At 52.8% G+C, this 17,952-nt stretch carries 11 protein-coding genes and 1 pseudogene; 6 read left to right on the top strand and 6 right to left on the bottom strand.

The features are described 5' to 3' along the window. Positions 1-54 precede the first annotated feature (54 nt). The 4 genes from CA13_RS27375 (at position 55) to CA13_RS27360 (ending at position 8,021) form a co-directional block, all read left to right on the top strand. Positions 55-1,518, top strand: coding sequence for an FAD-dependent oxidoreductase (locus CA13_RS27375; RefSeq protein WP_146402129.1), 1,464 nt, complete (start codon positions 55-57; stop codon positions 1,516-1,518). Between the two features lie 507 nt (positions 1,519-2,025). Further along, on the top strand, positions 2,026-3,198 hold the full coding sequence (locus CA13_RS27370; protein ID WP_146402127.1) for a glycoside hydrolase family 117 protein: 1,173 nt from the start codon (positions 2,026-2,028) through the stop codon (positions 3,196-3,198). A 150-nt stretch (positions 3,199-3,348) separates the two neighbouring features. Continuing rightward, complete coding sequence (locus tag CA13_RS27365) at positions 3,349-6,558, top strand: DUF1553 domain-containing protein (protein WP_146402125.1); 3,210 nt, start codon at positions 3,349-3,351, stop codon at positions 6,556-6,558. After that, positions 6,555-8,021 carry a DUF1501 domain-containing protein gene (locus tag CA13_RS27360; RefSeq protein WP_146402123.1) on the top strand — a complete coding sequence of 489 codons (1,467 nt, stop codon included), beginning with the start codon at positions 6,555-6,557 and terminating at the stop codon, positions 8,019-8,021. The genes CA13_RS27365 and CA13_RS27360 overlap by 4 nt, the downstream gene beginning before the upstream one ends. Before the next feature lie 158 nt (positions 8,022-8,179). Here the strand turns inward: CA13_RS27360 and CA13_RS27355 are convergent, their stop codons facing one another. The 3 genes from CA13_RS27355 to CA13_RS27345 form a co-directional block, all read right to left on the bottom strand. Then, positions 8,180-9,652, bottom strand: coding sequence for a sulfatase (locus CA13_RS27355; RefSeq protein WP_146402121.1), 1,473 nt, complete (start codon positions 9,650-9,652; stop codon positions 8,180-8,182). Positions 9,653-9,746: 94 nt separating this feature from the next. After that, positions 9,747-10,088, bottom strand: coding sequence for a 6TM ABC transporter family protein (locus CA13_RS27350; protein WP_146402119.1), 342 nt, complete (start codon positions 10,086-10,088; stop codon positions 9,747-9,749). A gap of 86 nt (positions 10,089-10,174) precedes the next feature. Continuing rightward, the gene (locus CA13_RS27345) at positions 10,175-11,056 is read right to left on the bottom strand and encodes a family 16 glycosylhydrolase (protein ID WP_146402117.1); all 882 of its coding nucleotides are present in this window, start codon (positions 11,054-11,056) and stop codon (positions 10,175-10,177) included. 759 nt (positions 11,057-11,815) lie between these two features. Between CA13_RS27345 and CA13_RS27340 the strand changes: the two genes are divergently transcribed. Then, entirely contained in the window at positions 11,816-13,687 is a 1,872-nt protein-coding gene (locus CA13_RS27340) for an esterase/lipase family protein (protein ID WP_146402115.1), read from the top strand. A gap of 619 nt (positions 13,688-14,306) precedes the next feature. On the opposite strand, the gene CA13_RS27335 is transcribed toward CA13_RS27340, so the two are convergent. Continuing rightward, positions 14,307-15,176 carry a right-handed parallel beta-helix repeat-containing protein gene (locus tag CA13_RS27335; RefSeq protein ID WP_419194896.1) on the bottom strand — a complete coding sequence of 290 codons (870 nt, stop codon included), beginning with the start codon at positions 15,174-15,176 and terminating at the stop codon, positions 14,307-14,309. Between the two features lie 454 nt (positions 15,177-15,630). Beyond that, on the bottom strand, positions 15,631-16,362 hold the full coding sequence (locus tag CA13_RS27330; RefSeq protein ID WP_146402111.1) for a hypothetical protein: 732 nt from the start codon (positions 16,360-16,362) through the stop codon (positions 15,631-15,633). A 69-nt stretch (positions 16,363-16,431) separates the two neighbouring features. On the opposite strand from CA13_RS27330, the gene CA13_RS27325 reads away from it, so the two are divergent. Beyond that, positions 16,432-16,761 (top strand): hypothetical protein, encoded by a 330-nt coding sequence (locus CA13_RS27325; RefSeq protein ID WP_146402109.1) that lies wholly within the window; start codon positions 16,432-16,434, stop codon positions 16,759-16,761. Positions 16,762-17,348: 587 nt separating this feature from the next. Here the strand turns inward: CA13_RS27325 and CA13_RS27320 are convergent. Next, positions 17,349-17,952, bottom strand: a pseudogene (locus CA13_RS27320) (hypothetical protein); the annotation flags it as partial.

The following is a 17,952-nucleotide window of genomic DNA, read 5'->3' as shown; positions in this document are numbered from 1 at the left end:
AACGACAAACAAACCCGTTACATCATTTTGATATGAACTAGAAGAAGGGCCACAATGGATCGTCGTGATTTTGCGAAGCAAGCAATGCTTTTCGGTGTGGGTGCTCAAGTCACTTTTGAGGACACCAAAGCACAGGCACAAATTCCGGTGGATGATACGGTCTACGAAGAACCACCAAAGAAATTACCGGTGCGAAAAGTCGATGTCGTGATTGCCGGTGGTGGAACCGCGGGAGTGTTTGCTGCGCTCGCAGCAGCAAGGACTGGGGCAAAAACAATGTTGATCGAGTCCAAAGGCTATTGTGGTGGCGTTGCGGTGGAAGGCGGCACAGCTATCCATAGCTTCTACAACCTTTGGAAGGCCTTCGAGAATTGCGAGAAACGCCAGGTCGTGCAGGGAATTCCTTCGGAGTTCATGGATCGCCTCACCGGCATGGGCGGTGCGAGTGGCTACCCTGAGACCGAGACTGGCTTCAATTACGATTCGGTTTGTACCAACGTGGACACCGAAATGTACAAACTGCTTGCCTTCACCATGTTGGAAGAGGCCGGTGTTTTTGTTGCTGTTAACACTTTGCTGTCGAGTGCCATTGTTGATAACGGCCGTATTAAGGGTGTGATCACCGAAAGCCGTTCCGGCCGCGAGGCAGTGATGGCCAAGAGTTTCATTGATTGCACAGGCTATGGCGACTTGAGTGCTCGCGCGGGCGCCCCATTCAGTGAACCGAACGACTACGCCTCCTGCAATAGCTTCGGCATGGCAAATGCCGACATTGGCGATTACTACCGTTTTCTAAAGTCACATGGCTCCGCCGGCCAAATTTGTCGTGACACGCGTACGGACGAAGAAGACCGCTTCTTCCGAATGGGAGCCGAGAAACTTGATATCCCTGGGTTGACCGACGAAGCCAAAAAGATCGGCATGTCGATGGTCACTACAACCGTACATGACAATTACCTCATGTACATCAAGTGCAACTACAAAGTTCCCGGTAGCGTGCTGAATCGTGACGATGCAGCAAAAGCCGAAATCGAAATCCGAAAACGCATGGGTAAGGCCGTCGAACTTTATCGCAAACACGTTCCAGGTTTTGAAAATGCCTTCATCGCGCGGACAAGTCCGTCGTTCTGTATCCGCCGTGGACGCTGCATCGAATGTGACTATGACATCTCTAATGAAGAAATCAGGGATGCGACTCACTTCGATGATGACATCTATTCCTACAGTTTCCACGATATGGGTTGGGGCCAACATGTGAAGGACGGCGGTTCGTATGGCATGCCATACCGAGCGATTTGCGTGACGGGCATCGAAAACCTTTACGCGGCCGGCATGCTGGTCACGTCCGATCACAAAGCACATATGTCAACTCGCAACACGGTGAGCTGCATGGCAATGGGCCAAGCCGCAGGAACCGCTGCAGCGCTCTGCGCGAAACAAAACGTTGGCTCACGAGAACTGAGTTACGTTGACCTGCGTTTATCCCTCGAAAAAGCAAACGTGTACTTTGCCTTTTAACGGCAATCCAAGGTCAAGCTCGCATACCGGCATCCGCACAAAACCTCTTTCGGCCGTGCCCCAATCAACAAATGCGCGGACACCGGCGCGTGCAATTAGGTCGCGCGCCGATCGAGCAACCCGATGCAATTGCAGGATTCGCCATCCGTTTCCGCGCGGTCATGGGAGTGCGAAACGGGCAACCAAATTCGCAGCAGGAAGTCGCGTCTCGCAATCGCAGCCCCCAAAAACAACCAAACCGATGCGCCAGGCTACAGGAAGCCTCGCATTCCACTAAAACGTCAATAACGTGACAGTTGACGCCAAACCCACAGGATATACATTGTTAACAGTCAACGATTTGCGGCGTTGCTCTGACCTTATCGCTGACCCTATGTCCACGCGACTGTATCCGTCAACGAAGTTCGAGCCCCATTTCGCTCGGAAATTCGCTGGGAAGAATGCGCCACGAAAGACAATCGATAACGTCGGTGACTTGAAAACACATCCAATTTTGCGAGAACAACAATGAAACCGACCGCGTTTGCACTCTTGTTTCTGGCGGCAACCCACTCCTTCGCTCAAGACTCGATCATGCCAACTCCCGAACAAGTCGACTTTCTTGGAATCACGAACCCAGACAAACTCAGTGCCGCATCCAAGCGTGCCTTGAAATGGCCCAACGTCGGCAATGAATGGTTTGTCGAGTTTCAAACCCAAGACCTCAAGGGTGACCTAGCGTACGAAGAAGGGGTGGTGCGTCGTGATCCGAGCGCCATGATCAAAGAGAACGGCAAGTATTACGTCTGGTATTCCCGCAGCACCGGCCCCAGCCAGGGATTCGGTGGCGATGTTGAAAAGGACAAAGTGTTTCCATGGGACCGATGCGACCTTTGGTATGCAACCTCGCCCGACGGCATTACTTGGAAGGAAGAAGGGCTCGCGGTTCAGCGAGGTGAAAAAGGGGCATACGACGATCGTTCGGTTTTCACTTGCGAAATCATGAAGCATGACGGAACCTACTATCTCTGTTACCAAACGGTGAAGTCACCCTATGCCGTTCGCGTGAAGAATCAGGTTGGGTTGGCGTGGGCTAATTCTCCTGAGGGCCCATGGACCAAAAGCAAAGAACCAATCCTCAGCCCGGCTGACAACGGCATCTGGGAAGGTGAAGAACAAAACCGTTTCCGAGTTTTGAAGAAGGGCGACTTCGACAGCCACAAAGTTCACGACCCCTGCATCCTTCCGTTCAAAGGCAAGTTTTACCTTTACTACAAAGGCGAACAAATGGGCGAAGCAATCACGTTCGGTGGACGCCAAATCCGCCACGGCGTTGCGATCGCAGACCATCCCAAAGGCCCTTATGTCAAGAGCCCCTACAATCCTGTCAGCAACAGCGGGCACGAGGTTTGTGTGTGGCCCTATAATGGTGGCATCGCATCGCTGATTACGACCGACGGTCCTGAAAAGAACACTATCCAGTGGTCGCCCGACGGGATCAACTTCGAAATCATGTCGGTAATCAAAGACGCACCGCACGCGATTGGACTGAACCGTACAGCGGACAACGAAAAGGAGCCGACTGAGATTCTTCGTCGTGGACTGACACACCAATACAAGTCGTGGAACTACCAGTACATTCGCCGCTTCACATCGAGACGCGTGGTGAACCATACCGCCAAAGGTGAAAAAGCAGAGTAGGACGTAGTGGAATAGTGCGTTAAAAACGCCCTGTGATTATGGCATTCAAAGCCGATTGGCAGCCTGGGGTGGACGTCACCTTTCGAGATGCCCCCATGATCGATACCGCAAACAACCGCCAATCCCATTCCTATCCTGAAATCGATTGCAATGACATCTTGGCGATTAAAATCCTCACTAGGTGCGGTCATTTTCCTGACGCTCGCGCACTCGGCCGCGGGTGACGACATTTCGTTTAATCGTGACATACGCCCGATCCTCTCGGATCGCTGCTTCAAGTGCCACGGCCCGGATGCGACCAATCAAGATTCGGATTTTCGACTTGATTCCTTCAAAAGTGCCACGGCCGATTTGGGTGGCTATTTTGCGGTCGTCCCTGGAAAAGTTGACGAAAGTGAGTTGCACAATCGCATCCATGACGATGATGATCCAATGCCGCCGGCCGACGCATTGAAACCGCTGACCGACACGGAGAAGGAACTGCTCGACCGTTGGATCGCCGAAGGTGCTAGGTTCGAATCCCATTGGGCTTTCGTCCCATTACCCAAAGCGGTTGCCGTGCCCGATCCTCAGGCCTCGAGTGAATTTGCGGATTGGCCGCGAGGACCGATTGACCAGTTCATCGCGAAAACGTTCGTCAAACAGAATTTCCAGCCCGCCAGCGAAGCTCCCAAGAACAAGTGGCTGCGCCGTGTCACTTTTGACTTGACCGGGTTGCCGCCCACCCGACAAGAAATAGCTGATTTCCTTTCGGACGCCTCGGCGAGTGCCAAAGCGAAAGTCGTCGACAGGTTACTTGCCAGCGACGCCTACGCCGAACGCATGACAAGCGAGTGGCTTGACGTCGCTCGCTACGCCGATTCGTACGGATACCAACAAGATGTCGAGCGATTTGTTTGGCCCTATCGCGACTGGGTGATCAATGCGTTTAAACAGCGAATGCCTTACGACGATTTCATCACATGGCAATTGGCAGGGGATCTTTTACCCAACCCAACACGTGAACAACTGCTTGCCACAGCGTTCAACCGTTTGCATTCTCACAAACGAGAAGGTGGCGTCGCGGTTGAAGAATTTCGAGTAGAAAACGTAGCGGACCGAACGCATACCGTCAGCACAGCAATGATGGGGTTGACGATGGAATGCTGTCGCTGCCACGATCACAAATATGATCCAATCACCATGAAGGATTACTATTCACTCAGCGCGTTCTTCGACAACATCGACGAGAACGGATTGATTTCCTACTTCACCGATGCCGTGCCGACGCCCGCAATGCCGCTGCCGGATTCCCAACAGCAGCAAACACTCGATGCTCTGAAAGCGAAATTGGCAAAAGCGGAAGCCGAGTGGAAAGTCCAAGTGGATCAACAGAGCGATCCCGCCTTCGGAGAATGGCTACAAACACTCCGAACAAAAGAAATGATGCCAGGCAAGGTAGCCGAAATTTTCTTTGACGAGACGAAGGAAATCATCAACGAGGAAAATGAGGAATCGGTCGATCCCAACAACTTTGCTTTGGTGAACCGATTCGGCAAAGATGCATCCAGCCCCATTGCCAACCACTTAGTCGATGGCCACTTGGGAAAGGCAATAAAGCTAACGGGGGACGATGCCGTCGAGATTCCTGGTGTGGGGCATTTTAAACGACACGACCCGTTCTCGTTTTCACTTTGGATTTGGTCACCAGAGGTGCAAACGCGAGGCGTGATCTATCGGCGTTCGCGGGGTTGGGACGACGCAGGATCGATCGGCTATGAATTGACGCGTGAAGGTTCCAAACTCAGTGCAAAGCTTTGTCACTTTTGGCCGGGCGATGCCATCGCCATCGAAACGACCGTGCCATTGGAAGCTAAGCAATGGTATCACGTCGTCGTCACCTATGACGGGTCGAGTCGGGCCGCAGGACTGAAAATATTTCTAGATGGCAAGCTCTCTGAGACCACGGTTGTCAAAGATCACCTGACGCGAAACATTAGCGAGTGGGGCGATAGTTACGAGAAGAACGATCAATTTGACCTAGCCATCGGATCACGCTACCGCGACCGTGGTTTCGTTGGTGGCAAGGTAGATACGTTTGAGGTTTTTGATCGCCAAATAAGTGCTATCGAAGTGGCACAGCTATTTGACGGTCATTCACTTGAAGAGCTACTTAGGGCACCGGAAAGTGAATTAACGCAGCACAAGCGTGCGTGCTTGCGAGAGTACTATCTTTCCGCCATTGACAACGATGCCAGGCACTCACGCAAATCGCTACGTGCAGCTCGCGCAGCCGTGAACACACACATGGACACGATCCCGGCGATCATGGTGATGCGGGAAACAGCCGAACCGCATCAAACGCATGTACTCAAGCGAGGTGTCTACGACGCCAAGGGCGAACGGGTTACCCCGCGACCACCATCGTTCCTACCATCGATGCCTGATGAACTTCCGCGTGACCGGCTTGGATTAGCTCGATGGCTAACATCCCCGGATCATCCGCTGACCGCCCGCGTCGCCGTCAACCGTTATTGGCAATTGATGCTCGGACAAGGGCTGGTGCGAACCCCCGAGGACTTTGGTAACCAGGGTGAAATCCCGACGCATCCCGAACTTTTGGATTGGCTGGCCCGTGACTTCGTCGCGTCGGGATGGGATGTTCGCGGTCTATTGCGACAAATTGCTTTGTCCGCCACCTACGGCCAAACTTCGGTGGTATCCAAGCAGCAACGCGACAAGGATCCTACGAACCGTTATTTGGCTCGTGGTACGAATGTGCGATTGTCGGCCGAGATGATTCGCGACAACATACTCGCGACCAGCGGGTTGCTGGTTCGTGATGTGGGTGGACCACCGGTCAAACCTTACGACCTTGCGTTGGCCTACACACCCCTGGACGTTGACAAAGGGGACAAGCTGTATCGCCGCAGCCTGTACACCTTTTGGAAGCGTTCTTCACCGGCACCGGTCATGATGACGCTCAACACCCCCACTCGCGCAGTGTGTCGAATGAGACGGGAGATCACCGACACGCCGCTGCAAGCACTCGTCCTGCTCAATGGGCCTCAATTCATTGAAGCATCACGTGTCATGGCGGCGGAGCTACTCAGCCAATACGGCGAGAGTCCTTTTGAGGTGACACGAGACGCCTTTCTGCGACTGACATCACGAGAACCAACGAAACAAGAGTCCGAAATCCTTGTTGAAATGTATCAGCAACAGTACCAAGCGTTTGCTAAGACTCCGAAATTGGCAACGGAATATTTGAACAACGGCGATGCGTCCGTCAAGTCCGACGCGGCCCCGTCCCACTTGGCTGCGGCAGCTGTGTTGGTCAATTCCATCATGAACCTTGACGAATGTGTGAGGCACCAATGAGCGATTTGAAACAACCCCTATGCACTGGCAACGACCTGCATCCCTATTCACGGCGACAATGGCTCGGCCGGTTCGGTTACGGTATCGGCTCGATGGCTTTGTCGAGTTTGTTGCAACAAGATATGGCCCGAGCGGCACCATCGCCATCCGCAACCGATGAACCAACTCGCCTGCATCATGCCCCCAAAGCAAAGCGGATCATTTTCTTGTTCCAATCGGGCGCTCCGTCCCAAATGGACATGTTTGATTACAAGCCGGTGCTCAACGAGCGTCACGGGCAAGAGTTGCCTGAGTCGGTTCGCAAAGGGCAACGGCTGACGGGTATGAGCGCACACCAAGCGAGTTTGCCAGTCGTTGGTTCACCGTTCAAATTCTCGCAGCATGGCGAGAGCGGTTTGTGGATGAGTGACCTGTTACCACATACTGCGAAGATCGCGGATGAACTATGCGTGATCAAGTCAATGAATACCGAGGCGATCAACCACGGTCCGGGCGTCACCATGATGCAGACCGGTTCGCAGTTCCCAGGACGTCCAAGCATGGGAGCTTGGTCATGGTACGGCCTAGGCAGTGAGAACGAAGACTTGCCCGCTTTCGTCGTCATGGTGTCCAAGCATCAGGGCGGTCAACCGCTGTTTGCAAGGCTTTGGGGCAGCGGTTTTTTGCCAGGCAAATTCGACGGTGTGGAATTGCGAGCCGATAAAGATGCAGTATTGTATCTAAATTCGCCTGCGGGCATTCAGCAATCCACACGGCGCCAGGCACTTGACGGACTAGCCAAACTACATCAATTGCAATTCGAGTCCACGGGGGATCCGGCAATCGAAAACCGCATAGCGCAGTACGAGATGGCTTTCCGAATGCAAACATCGATCCCCGAAGTGACAAACATTTCGCGCGAAAGCGACGAAACATTGGCACTCTATGGCGACGATGTCAAAACGCCCGGTTCGTATGCGGCCAATTGTTTGCGAGCGAGACGTTTGGCGGAGCGTGGCGTACGCTTTATTCAGCTCTATCAACCGGGATGGGATCACCACGGCAATCTGCCTAGCGCGATCAAACGTCAGTGCAAAAAAACGGACCAACCAACCGCTGGATTGATACAAGATTTGAAGAATCGTGGACTGCTTGAAGACACGCTCGTCGTTTGGGGCGGCGAGTTTGGACGAACCAGTTATTGCCAAGGCAAAATCACACCAGGCAATTTCGGCCGCGATCATCATCCGCGTTGCTTTACAATGTGGATGGCCGGTGGCGGCGTCAAAGCAGGCTACACGCATGGCGAAACGGATGAGTTTAGTTACAACCTCGTTAGCGATGGAGTTCACATCCATGATCTCCATGCCACGATTTTGCAACTGATGGGGATCGACCACGAACGGTTAACCTACCGCTACCAAGGTCGTGACTTTCGCCTCACCGATGTCCACGGAGACGTCGTCAAACCGTTGCTCGGCTAGCCCCCTAGGGACCAGCGAAAAGATATCGCAGTACAACCCACATTGAACCAATTTGCCATTCAAGGCGGGTCCCAAACGGTGATACCCAACACCACGTCCCCAGACGTTTACTAGCCCAGACGTTTACTAGCCCAGACGTTTACTAGCCCAGACGGTTTCTAGCGGCCTTCTTCGATCGGAAACCGGTTTTCCAATTGTTCTTTCAGCTTCTCAACCTCCGCCGCATGCTGCTTTTCTCCAAAAACATTGACGTCGTTCTGAGGATCATTCTGTTGATCGTAGAGTTCGTACTGCGTTGGCTTTCCCTTCTTCGTCCAGCGAACAAAACGCCATCGATCGCTACGCATCGCAACGCCAAGGTATCCTCGCTTTGGATACCAGCTAAACGCCGCATCATTGACTGATTCCATCGGGTCTTCGATCAGTGGTTTCAAACTGCGTCCTTCAAAGTTGGCGTTTGTAGGCAAACCACACAGATCAACCAATGTAGGACCAATGTCAACGCTTTGCACCAAAGCATCCGTCATCTGTCCTGAAGCTTCTTGGTTTGGCAAAGCAATGATCATCGCATTGCGAGTGGCTCCTTCGTAGTTGTTGTGTTTCGCCCCCCACCATGTATGCTCGCCCATGTAGTATCCGTGGTCTGTCCAAAACACGACGATAGTGTTCTCGGCAAGCCCGGTGTTATCGAGAGCGTCAAGCAAACGTCCGACTTGCGCATCAACATAGCTGATCGCTGCTAGGTACCCTTGCAGGCATTCACGCTTGAATGTTTCAGTGAGCGGCCCAGATTGCACGTTGCCATACCAAAGAAAGTCTGCACCCGAGGTTGCTGCGAAAGGGGGTGCCCCCTTTGGCAAAAATTCATTTTTTGCAAGCGACAATGATCCACAATCGTACATATCAAAGTACTTTTTCGGTGCCACCCATGGCACGTGCGGATTCGAAAATCCGACTGCCAAAAAAAACGGCTGCTCTGGAATCTTGGCATACTCGCGAAGTTGTTCGATTCCATGGACAGTAGTGTCGCCATCGAGTAGCTCATCGTCGCCAAGCTTCGTTGCCTCGAACGCTGGTCCCGCGTAAAAGATCGCGCCTTTTCCTTTCGGGGGCGGAGTGATCCCCTTTTGAGCGTATTCTTTTCGCCGAGCAACCAAGGCACGTTGACCTGCGGCACCATATCGAGGCTTTTTACTATGCCAAGCCGGTACACTCCATGACGCATCGTCGTCAATTCCAACGTGGTAGACCTTGCCAAAGCTACGACAATCATAGCCATGAGTTTTGAAGTACTGTGGCACGGTCGTAATATCAGGCATCGTCGATCGCAGAGTTGGGCCAATGTTGAGAATTTGCGTCGTGGTGGGGTAGCGACCGCTGAGCATCGAGATTCGCGATGGCGAGCACAAAGCTTGCTGAACATAGCTGCGGTTGAAAAGCGTTCCTCGCGCTGCGAGCCGATCAATGTTGGGTGACTGGACTGTCGGGTCACCGTAGCAATGCAGTTGCGGTCGCATATCGTCGGAACAAATGAGCAACACATTTGGCCTATCGTTCGCAGCGTTTAAGGCTCCGCACATCAAACCGGTTACGACGACCGCGATCCATCGAGTAGCAAGCTGATTTTTCATGACAAATCTCTTTGATCGTGTGTAAAATTTAGTCACTAATATCGATTCACCGCAACGGCTGATCGTTTCAGAACATGACGACACGTTTCTATCGCTATTCCGTTTTCCGGTCACGTTCTAGATAACGTTTTGCTCTTTCGGACGCCGCTTCGATCAGGATGTCGGTCTTGTCCGTAGCCGTTTCAGAGAGACGTTCGGCGTCCATCTTTTGAATCGTCTCGATCGCTTTGCCAGCGCCGCTCGACAACACAGGCTGCACCTCATCGGCAAACGATTGAAAACGCTCCTCGACACGCTCGGTCGCCTCCACCGCTCGCTCTACCTTCGGTAACAGACCTACCATCAAAGCCGCAGCACCAATCGTCAACATGACTAGATTTGCCGAAAGGAGCCAAACAATACGTGTCAATTTCTTCGAAGCTTCTGTGTCGTTCATGCCAAGACAATCTCAATGAAAATTTCCACGGTACAGCGATTCCCACATCGAGGAACAATTTGAAAGTTGACAAATGTGGTGAGCAGCTATTTCCCCGAAGGTGTGGACGCTTCGTCCGGCACCAACACATACGCCCGCACCCAATCGTAGTAGGTCGTGTTGCGTGAATCATCTGCCAATTCTTCTGGCGTGGGCGGTGTTTCCCAGTCGTAGGTTTCGGTGACCATATTCAGTTGCATGGGTCGTTCAAATGGCGTTGGATGATAGTCGGTGTTGGGACGAAGTTCGAATTTGAATTCGTCATTGTGATAGAAACGCACTACGTTGGGATCGACCCACCACGCACCATACACATGATACGCCTCATCAACGGGCGGGCTAATTTCAGCATCGCCAGGCATCGCCTTGCTGAAACGTTTTCCTCTCCCACGTTCTTGCACCCAAACGTGCGTGTTGGACTTCATATAGTGGCGCCGATCAGGCTGCAATTTGCCGCCACCGACCGCTTCCTGAACGTCAAGTTCCTGACCAATCGACCGATCGCCGTAGCGCTTTGACTCATTGGAAAACCAAAACGTCGACGACATCGAAATCTTCGACGCCTTCATGCGAACCTCGTAGTAGCCAAAGTGAGCCTCACTCGTCTTGGATACCACTGCGCCACCGGCAATGGTGAATCGGCCTTGGGGCGGGCTCAATACACTGTTCTTGATTTGCAGTTGACCGTCTTTCACCGCCAAACTTTTCGGCATGAACTTCGCCGGCGGTCGCCCTTGCCAACGCGGATGATGGTCGTACCACTTAGAGGCATCAAGAGTCGTCCCATCGAATTCATCCGTGAACGTCGGGTTCACCACCCATATGTAGCCCGCCGGCGCTGGGGGCGGAGCAGCGTCCGCGGTCAAGGAATTCAATAGAAAGCAGCCGAGCAGCAGGAAGCGGGGAAGCGGGGAGAGTCGTACGTTCATGGAGGCGGGCCATTTGGTTCTGGGAGGCGGGAAACGCAAACCAATAGAATAGCCGATTCGGACAGATCCCGCATGCGAATAGGTTTTCAACGCAGGCCAACTCTGTTTTACGAAATGATTTGGTCACTCTTTTGGGAACACCCCCAATTTACGATCGAGAAACGGAACCATTTGAGGCCAGAAAGTGGGAGTAGACTTTGGCCGTCGTTGCACAGGAGAAGACGAACATGAGCGAGGTCAAAGTTCACCGACCAGCAAATCATAGGTGCGCTGAAGCAGGCCCAGACGGGAACGCCGATTAATACAAGAAATCGTGGCCGCTAACCACTTGCACGGTCGATCATTCGCTGGCGAGAGCGAACACGGCTTGAAACGATTAACCACGTTGGACGCCAGGAAGCGGAAGCGGAAGCGGAGGCGGAAGGCGGAAGGCGGAAGGCGGTAGCGGGTAACGCCTGGGAATTCTTGGGGTTTCGGCGATCGCGTTAAATTAGCTACCGTCACGCCGCAAAGCCGTAACCGATAGCAGCGCAGTAACTGAACCACTCGCCTTCAAGCTTGAGCTGATGAATCTCGAACGCCCCCGAAATCGTGGTGCTGCGCCGATTGACGGTGGATCCGTTGCTGCCCCTGCTTTGCCAGATCCTTGATCACGTAGTCCCCATGCGAATCCCGATACCGATAAAGGATCGCGCTCGCGTCGTGAGTTCGGATAAACGGAAAACTGGGTAATTGAGGGAACCGAGAGGGCCACTAACCATGACTCGAAACTATTTTCGCTCCTACGCCTCGGCCTTCGCAATCGTGATCGCCCTCGGCTGCTCGGGTTGCACACCAGGAAGGGCTCCGACAGGTTTCGCAACCAGAGCGTTATCTTCGCTAGCGGCAGTTTCCTCACCGTGGCGAGATGACACCAAGGGTTTCGACCGCGACGCGCTCTCCGTTTTGGCAAGCGACGATCGGTTTGCCGAAACTGCCCGAGTCGCCCGCGAAGCGGAGCTAGCCAGACGCGCTGCCGATCCGAAATGCGTTGCGTTGTACGCCCGAGTCGCCCTCGATTGTTGGCCCGCACTGCAGGCCGCAAATGACACTACCGAGCCCAACGAAATTAACGAGGCAGCTTGGGACGTCTATCACCACAGCGTCGCCCAATTCGTTCAGCAAGGAACGGTCCACAACCGACTTGATCCCAGTGGTCGAGTTTCACTTGTTTTCGAGGACAGAGAACCGGTCGTCGTCCCAATCTCGCACCACGGGTTTCCATGGGAAAAAGCCGATTTTTCTGAACTGCACGGCGTATTGCGAAAAGACCAGGACATTGTTCAGCGGTATTGGTCCCAGCAGGGCTTGGGAGTCCCGATGGTAGCCGTTTGCCGACGCGCGGCCAGCGACGGATACATGGGCAAGGACGTGCCGTTTGCGGCGACCTGCATTCTGCGACCCCAAGAGGAGACGCCCACGCCCAGTGGCATGTCGAAGCACGTTACCGGCGAGGATGCCGGCGAGATCGCGGCGGTGTTGGAGATTCACGATCCCCTGCGTGTGAATCAGGTTTCCTACCAGCAACGCCAATGGGATCTTGCTAGCGACGTCACGGCGCCTTTGGTGTTGGCTAGCCGCGACACGGATCGAAACACCTTCTCGAATTTTCTTAACCCGGCGCGAACCGACGAACTAGGTGGCCTGCGAATGCTTGAGCCGTATCAACCGGGCAAGATTCCGATTGTGGTGGTCCACGGGTTGTTGTCGGACAAATTCACGTGGGTCGATCTGGTGAACGACCTGCGATTCGTCGAGGACGTCAATGAACACTATCAAATCTGGACTTTCCAATATCGTACGGGACAACCATTCGTTCGCTCGGCGGCCGAGATGCGACGGGATCTCAGTGAGGCCGTTGATTACCTCGATCCCAACAGTGATGACGAGGCGATTGCCAATATGGTGCTCGTCGGCCACAGCATGGGAGGTTTGGTCTCGAAACTGCTCGTCTCGTATAGCGACACATCACTGTGGGACAGCGTGGCCAGTCGTCGTGTCGAAGAAATCAAGACTTCGCCCGAGATCCGTGACGAGATTGAGGAATTATTCTTCTTCGAGCCGCTACCGTACGTCAAACGAGTGGTCTTTATCGGTTCACCGCATCGGGGAGCGGCAATGGCCAAAGGCGTGATTGGCAGACTGGGCTCGGCGCTGGTCATGACTCCCGATGAGAGGGAATCAAGATTCAAGGAGTTTGTGCGATCCAATCCCGACGTGTTCACCGGCGATCTGGCGAACCGGTTGCCTTCCAGCATCGATCTGCTACGTCCCGATAACCCGCTATTGCTTGCGGCCTACAAGCTACGGGTGAACTCCGAGGTCGGGCTGCACACGATCATCGGTACGGGTCGCGAATTTTCCGATGGCACGCCAAGTGACGGCGTTGTCGCGGTTCAGAGTGCTCGTCATCCCGGTACTCTCAGCGAACTTCAGATCAACGCGACCCACACAAAGCTGACGAGCCATCCGAAAACAACGGAGGAACTCGTCAGGATTCTTGGCGAGCACGTGAACCAAAACCACACCGCCGCAGCCAAGCTGGCCCGCTCGTCACGGTCACCACGGTTAGCTTTGACGAGCGGCGAGTGAAATTGTCGATCACATCAAAATCGTGTAGTCAAGCCGACGTTGACAGGCTTGGACGTTGGCGAATGCTCCCTCTCGCGTAAATCTGGATCGGAGCCCTCTCGCGTAAATCTGCCCCGGAGCCCTCTCGCGTAAATCTGCCCCGGAGCCCTCTCGCGTAAATCTGAACCGGAGCCCTCTCGCGTAAATCTGAACCGGCGCAGTGCCGTTGCAAGTCCCCTGCGCGGACTGCAGGTTGTTAGCAAACCCGCTTGATAGCGATTTCTCTTTCGGTGGATCGCATTGTCCTCTACAAGCCTTGAAGCTTGGCCGGCTTTTGTCTCGGCCGATTCAATGGATGGATGAGATTGACCGGCCAATGAGTTCCCAAATTTCCGACAATCGTTCAACCCGTTGGTGGCCACAAGCGAGGTTGGGAATCCTGGGGTTTGTGCCATTGTCTCCCGCCGTTTCAGCGCAGGGCCCGCGTTTTTATCGCAGCGAGCCGTCAGCAATTTCGGTGTCCGACACCTTTGATCTGACCCAAGCTGCTTGCTAAACAACTTTGAGTGGCCCCTTCTTGCTTCTTGCGTTCTTGCGCCTCCCTATTACGGTGCACCGCATTACGCTCGTATTGCGTTTTTCATTCGATCACGGTTCGGTAAGCCGATTGTCTGAGCTCCTCCGACACGGCTATCGGTGTTTGGTTTGCCTCGACATCGTTTCCCTTTAGCACAAAACTCTGGACCACGTGACCGTCGCCAATTTTGCCATCGTACCGCGGCATTGGCTCGCTAAGGTCGATGCCAATACGTTGCCCAGAAATATAATTCCCACTTATGAATAGCTCGTTTGACGCACCACGTTGATGGTCACTGAAATAACGAATGCCTGGCTTGCGAGTTTTGGATTCGCCCGTGATTCGATTGCCAAGCACCTTTCCAGAGGAGCGTACTGAAATTGCATTGCCATCGCGTGCACCCGAGATAACATTCCCGATGATCTCGAAGTCGCGAGCCTGAACGTAGATCGAATGCGACTTTCCGTCACCTCGAGATTGACCAGTATCGACGATTTGGTTTCCTTCAATCAACAGTCTTCGGTGGTCAACACCTAAATGGGATCGTTGGCCAAAGGTGATTCCGTTCTCCGCACAATTTCGAATCGAATTGCCGAGGATGCGAACATCCTGAGTGCCACCCGCAACACTACCCCGAATTGCAGCTTGTCCGTTAATGTTGTCGAAAATGCAATCGGCGATCGTTACATTACAGACATCCCTTAAAAGCACGCCGTCACCATCGATTCTAAAGAATCGGCAATTGCGGACAAGAGTATGACTGTGGTCGTCATCGGTTAGTCGTAGCGTCTTGTTAAACGTTTTGTTTTCGATGATTCGTCGAAAGGAATGCGTTTCAATCTCGCGATGACCAAGATTCACTTTTTCTGCGGTTTTGACTTTGGCGATTTGCGGCTCGTTACTCTTACGTGACTTTGAACAGCCGAAAGTCATTCCGAGAACGATCAAAATCGCAACGCACTTGGAACTCTTGAGCTGACGAGCAATTGGCCGAAAGATGGAACACGAGCCCGACATACAAATAAGCCTCAAGAGCATGTACAAGTAATACAAGTAACAAAAAAGACAAGTGAGAAGACAAGTGAGTGCCACCCATTTTTCCACAGCAAGGAAGAACCGAAGGGGCCATCGGAACCGAAGAACCGAAGGGGCCATCCAAATGTTTAACCTAACGAACCGTTGCTAGCAACGAACAGGAGAGAGGATGAGTTGTGCAGCATGCTTTTCTAGCAACGGATCAAAACTTGGATGGCCCATTCTTGCCGCTAGGCAGCCAAAAAGAAAGCGTGAGACAAGAATCCTGTCTCACACTATGGAATGATCGAATGATGTTACATAAGGGTGGACGGGCTCGTCGGAGTTTTTTGACAGGACGACGCGCGCAAAGTTAGTTTGTTTCGACAACATTGATACCTGTTTTCGATTCAAAACGATCAATTACCTCGCTTGGGTAGCGGTTAGAATCAATCAGCAAGATCGACAACTTTGGTAAATGTTCAACAACTCCAAAATCTGGAAGTGTTTGAACATTCGTGGCAACAATTGATAGACGTGTCAAGCTTGGCATGTTCAGTGAATTAAGACCGTCAATGCTGAAATTAGTCCCTTTTAAGCTTAGTTCCGCTACTTTTGAGGCGGAGCAGAGCCGGACAATGCACCTATCGCCAATGTCGACTGATTGAAAACGCAATGTAGTTAGACTTCGCGGCAAAGTGATGTCTTCCGCACTACATTTGTCAAACACACAGTTCTCAAACCATAGTTCTTTAAGTGAACCGAGGCCACAAATTAGCAACAAGGTAAAATTGTCAATTCTAGCACCCTTTATTGATAGTCTGCGAACCGAATTGAGCTGTGAAATATCCGCAAGTACCTCAGGCGAAAGATGAATACCCCGAACTTCAATACGTTGAACTGGGTAGGCAGCATGTGGGCCGAACAAATCTGAGCACAACTTGCGTATCATGCCTCCATCGCGGTCAAAAGTAACCTCTCCACCATTACTCCTAATATCATCAACTGAGTGCCGGAGCGTCCAAGCGTTGGCACACCACATTAGTAACAATGCACAGATAGCGGTGAGGGCTAATAGGAAACGCGATGAATAGCGAAGTTTCATTTCTTAGTAGGGCCGAGAAAGCGAGAAAGAACGACCGAACGCGACCGAAGGACCGAAGGGACCATCCAAATGTTTAACCTAACAAGAAAGAAAAAGAAAGAAAGAAAGAAAGAAAGGGCCACCCACTTTCTTTTAGGAAAGAGCTTGTCCAGAGTCTTTGCTTCGGACATGTTCCCCCTTTGGACGCGATCGGAGTGGGAACCCTCCCTTCCTGCGAGCGCTCATGCATCTTTACAGCACCGACCGCGCAGCACACAACGGGAAAGAAAAGGGGAAGGGGGGCATTTTTCGCACTTTCCCATTTTTCGCATTGCCCCGGTTAAGGGCATGATAGATGCAGCCTGCTTCATCGGCACGTTTGATTCTTGGCATACCATCAGTTGGCTAAAGAAAGATTGATCGTATTCGCTAGAGAATATCAAACCAAGTCCCGAAAACCGACCCCCTTCCCCTTTTCCTCTCTTGAGCGAGAATTCTAGCAAATCCCAAGCAGTAAGGCAATAGAGTTTGGATGGCCCCTTATTTTGGTGCATTGAGCAAGAAAGAACCAAGAAAGAACCAAGAAAGAACGAGAGCAAGAAAGGGCCACCCACTTTCCTTTAGGAAAGAGCTTGTCCAGAGTCTTTGCTTCGGACATGTTCCCCCTTTGGACGCGATCGGAGTGGGAACCCTCCCTTCCTGCGAGCGCTCATGCATCTTTACAGCACCGACCGCGCAGCACACAACGTCAATCGCAAAATCCGTTGCAGGTTCTAGCGTGCGGAACAGAATCTGCGCAAGAAAGGCGCAAGAAAGGGCCACCCACTTTCTTTTAGGAAAGAGCTTGTCCAGAGTCTTTGCTTCGGACATGTTCCCCCATTGGACGCGATCGGAGTGGGAACCCTCCTCTCCAGCGAGTTCACATGCATCTTTACAGCATCGACCGCGCAGCACACAACGCTAATCGCAAAATCAGTTGCAGGTTCGAGCGTGCGGAACAGAATCCGCTACACCGAAGATAGTCCCAGTGGGTTCTCGGGAGCACACAGCCAGCCTTGACCACACCGGACTGCCTCACGAGCAAGGCTCTCAGGAGTTCCTGCCGCCCGCTTAAAGACGCGACCAAACTTCTTCACAATGTCGCACCAACCATGAGTATCGAGTCCAATGCGACTCAAGATAGGAGCCAAGTGATCGGGTATCTTGCCGACCTTGTTGCGGTGCAACTGCCGGCCCGTCCAATCCAAGAGTTCCAAATAGCGAGACATCGAGACCGCCAAGAACCCCTTGGTACTTGCCCGCCGACCGGATGGATCGACACACGGTCCGACCGCATCGTTCTTTTCGTCAATCTCGATCGGACTCATCCAACCGCTCTTCCGCCGACGTCGACTCCGCTCCCAATCATGAGTACTCGGCCGAGTCCGATCTTGTCGCTCCGACAAATCATCGATTCGATCTTTAGCACCGGTGTATTCGCTCGTTTCCGGAGTTTCAGCAATCGCCGCACGAATCGGGTTCAAATCCACATAGGCTGCGCAAGCCAGCAAGCTCGCTTCGTCCAACAGGGCTTGCAATTTGAATCGGCCTTCCCAAAAACGCCCGGTACAA

It is taken from the genome of Novipirellula herctigrandis, assembly GCA_007859835.1.
Classification (GTDB): Bacteria; Planctomycetota; Planctomycetia; order Pirellulales; family Pirellulaceae; genus Novipirellula_A; species Novipirellula_A herctigrandis.
Note: the sequence above shows the minus strand (reverse complement) of the source record. Positions and strands in the feature narration are given on the sequence as shown.

Excerpts from the sequence above, each read along its gene's own strand:
- CA13_RS27375 (WP_146402129.1), top strand. The coding sequence starts at position 55 with ATGGATCGTCGTGATTTTGCGAAGCAAGCAATGCTTTTCGGTGTGGGT.
- CA13_RS27370 (WP_146402127.1), top strand. The coding sequence starts at position 2,026 with ATGAAACCGACCGCGTTTGCACTCTTGTTTCTGGCGGCAACCCACTCC.
- CA13_RS27365 (WP_146402125.1), top strand. The coding sequence starts at position 3,349 with ATGACATCTTGGCGATTAAAATCCTCACTAGGTGCGGTCATTTTCCTG.
- CA13_RS27360 (WP_146402123.1), top strand. The coding sequence starts at position 6,555 with ATGAGCGATTTGAAACAACCCCTATGCACTGGCAACGACCTGCATCCC.
- CA13_RS27355 (WP_146402121.1), bottom strand. The coding sequence starts at position 9,652 with ATGAAAAATCAGCTTGCTACTCGATGGATCGCGGTCGTCGTAACCGGT.
- CA13_RS27350 (WP_146402119.1), bottom strand. The coding sequence starts at position 10,088 with ATGAACGACACAGAAGCTTCGAAGAAATTGACACGTATTGTTTGGCTC.
- CA13_RS27345 (WP_146402117.1), bottom strand. The coding sequence starts at position 11,056 with ATGAACGTACGACTCTCCCCGCTTCCCCGCTTCCTGCTGCTCGGCTGC.
- CA13_RS27340 (WP_146402115.1), top strand. The coding sequence starts at position 11,816 with ATGACTCGAAACTATTTTCGCTCCTACGCCTCGGCCTTCGCAATCGTG.
- CA13_RS27335 (WP_419194896.1), bottom strand. The coding sequence starts at position 15,176 with ATGACTTTCGGCTGTTCAAAGTCACGTAAGAGTAACGAGCCGCAAATC.
- CA13_RS27330 (WP_146402111.1), bottom strand. The coding sequence starts at position 16,362 with ATGAAACTTCGCTATTCATCGCGTTTCCTATTAGCCCTCACCGCTATC.
- CA13_RS27325 (WP_146402109.1), top strand. The coding sequence starts at position 16,432 with ATGTTTAACCTAACAAGAAAGAAAAAGAAAGAAAGAAAGAAAGAAAGG.